The organism is Okeania sp. SIO2B9, assembly GCF_010672505.1.
Classification (GTDB): domain Bacteria; phylum Cyanobacteriota; class Cyanobacteriia; order Cyanobacteriales; family Microcoleaceae; genus Okeania; species Okeania hirsuta.
In genome coordinates this window covers 1-2,172 of the sequence record NZ_JAAHGK010001281.1, presented here as the reverse complement: position 1 = coordinate 2,172, position 2,172 = coordinate 1, and the positions used below count along the sequence as shown (strand labels likewise).

The window sequence follows — 2,172 nt, the reverse complement described above, 5'->3', positions numbered from 1 at the left end:
TTTATATTTTCCCCTATTTTAGTAGAGTCTGAAATTTATTCTCCTCAACCACAGGAAGAAACTATAACTGCTCAGGAAAGAGTAAGTCGGTTTCGTGCGACTGCCTCTAAATTGGCACGTCGTTTGGCAGGGTTGATAGCAGGTGCGCCAGTTAGTTTTCCTGTAGTTAATTTAATTCAACAGACGATGTTACCTCAGTCTAAGCAAGTTCATGCAGCAGAAGTATTTATGAGTGGGTTGTTGAAACGGGTGTCGTTAGAAGAAACAGAGGTAGAATATATTGAGTATGAATTTTATGATGGAGTACGAGAGTTATTGCTGCAGTCTGTGCCTAAAAGTCAGACTCTTTTAGTTATAGAAAAAGTTTCTGAGTATATTACTAAACGTTTGGGTTTGTCTGTGCTAGAGTTTGAAGCTCGTTTGTTAGCATCTTCGTCAGATTCTGAACTTCGTCCGTTTGCTCGTTTGAAAGCTCAGGTTTTAGGACAATTAGAAGGAAATTTGGTTTTACTAACTGACTTTCAATCCAATAATTTGGAGGAATTACTTAGCCAGAGAAAATGGGAAGAAATTGAATCATTAATCCGCCACGACCCTGAACTCACAGTCCAAAAATTGGATGATTTTCTCTACCCGTTAGAAACTAAACATCCAGATCGTTATGTTCGTGAAGCTGCCGTGCGTGCTTTAGGGAGGATGATTGATGCAGATGTTACTCAGAAAATCTTATTGCAAGCAGTTGAACCAATAGTTCAAACTCTTCGTAAAGATGAAATTAGTCAGGTGCGAGATGCCACTAAAGAATCACTTGAAAAAATTTATTATAAGGTTCGAGAGCAACTAAAGCAACCTTCTCCACACCCAAATATTATCCAAGTTGACCGAACTTGGAGGCGCGAAAATAATCAAGAAGCTAGTAGGTTTTACCATGAAATACTCCACGAATATTTACAAATTGAAGGTTTTTCTGAACTCCCTTCAAGTAAGTCAGAAGCAGTAAAGTTGCTCACAAAATTTCTTCGCCAGCTCAATGACCTAGACATTCTAGCTGCCACGGCAAGAGAGTTGGGAGAAAAAGGTTCACCTGCTGCCGACTCAGCAGTGCCAGAACTGATTAAAGCTCTAGACTTCAATAATAAGAATAGCGATCGCTATCTGCGACAAGAAGCAGCAATAACCCTGGGAAGATTGACACCTACGATAGAAATTGTAGATGCTCTCAATAAAGCTTGTCGGCAAGATGTTATTAAGCAGGTGCGTGAAGTTGCTTCTCAAGCATTAGAAAAAATAGCAAATCTAGATACTTTGATAGGAAAACGAGCGAAACGTCACCTTCAACTGATGCACCCAGACAGATTACAAAAGCTAGAAATAGGTATAGAAACTTCAATTGAAACTCTAAGATATCTTAGTAATTTCAGTAGCTTGAGTAACGAACTGCTCGATCGACTAATCGAAGCTGCTGAAACTCTTGGTAATTGCCAAGAACCAGAATTTATGGATGATGCAAATAACGTATTGATAAAAGTGCTAGAGAATGAAAATCCAAGTATAGTTGCTGCTGCTGCTGACGCACTAGGTAAAATAGGTAATTTACTCACTTTAAAACCCCTGCTCGGTAAACTCAAAAAAGTAGAACGTGGAGATTGGATTGCACGGGAGTACATTGTTAGAGCACTAGGAAACTTACAATCAAAGCTTTCAGAAGAAGATGAAAATATTGATCCAACACCAGTTATCAATGCCTTAATTGATAGGTGGCGTAACGATCCAATTAGTAGTGTTCGAGAAGAAGTTGAACCTGCTTTAGACAAGATATATCAAATAACTCGCCATCCAATTGCTTATAAAGCATTAAAGAAATATCCTGACTATAATCAGCAAAATGTTGCCAACTTCTACAAAAAGTTTTTTGATGAGTTTCCAATTACTAATAAATAATATTAATTCAGCGATCGCTCACCATCATTTATTTTGAAGAATTTAACTAAATTTATCTATGCAATTTTTCCTTACTTTTAGCAACTATTCTCGAACCATATTTATTATATCAAATCCGGTAGCATCGGTATAAAAAAATTAAACCTGATAAATTAAGGGATGAATAGTAAGAGTTGGGCGATCGCCATGCCGAGATTGTTAAAGCTAGAACCACACAAAAGTATCGAAGAG

1 protein-coding gene is annotated in these 2,172 nt (G+C 37.6%); it reads left to right on the top strand.

Annotated features, from left to right (window positions below; all coding sequences use genetic code 11):
- The coding region (locus F6K13_RS29840) for a HEAT repeat domain-containing protein (RefSeq protein ID WP_287289379.1) at positions 1-1,941 on the top strand (1,941 nt) is incomplete at its 5' end.
- Positions 1,942-2,172 lie beyond the last annotated feature (231 nt).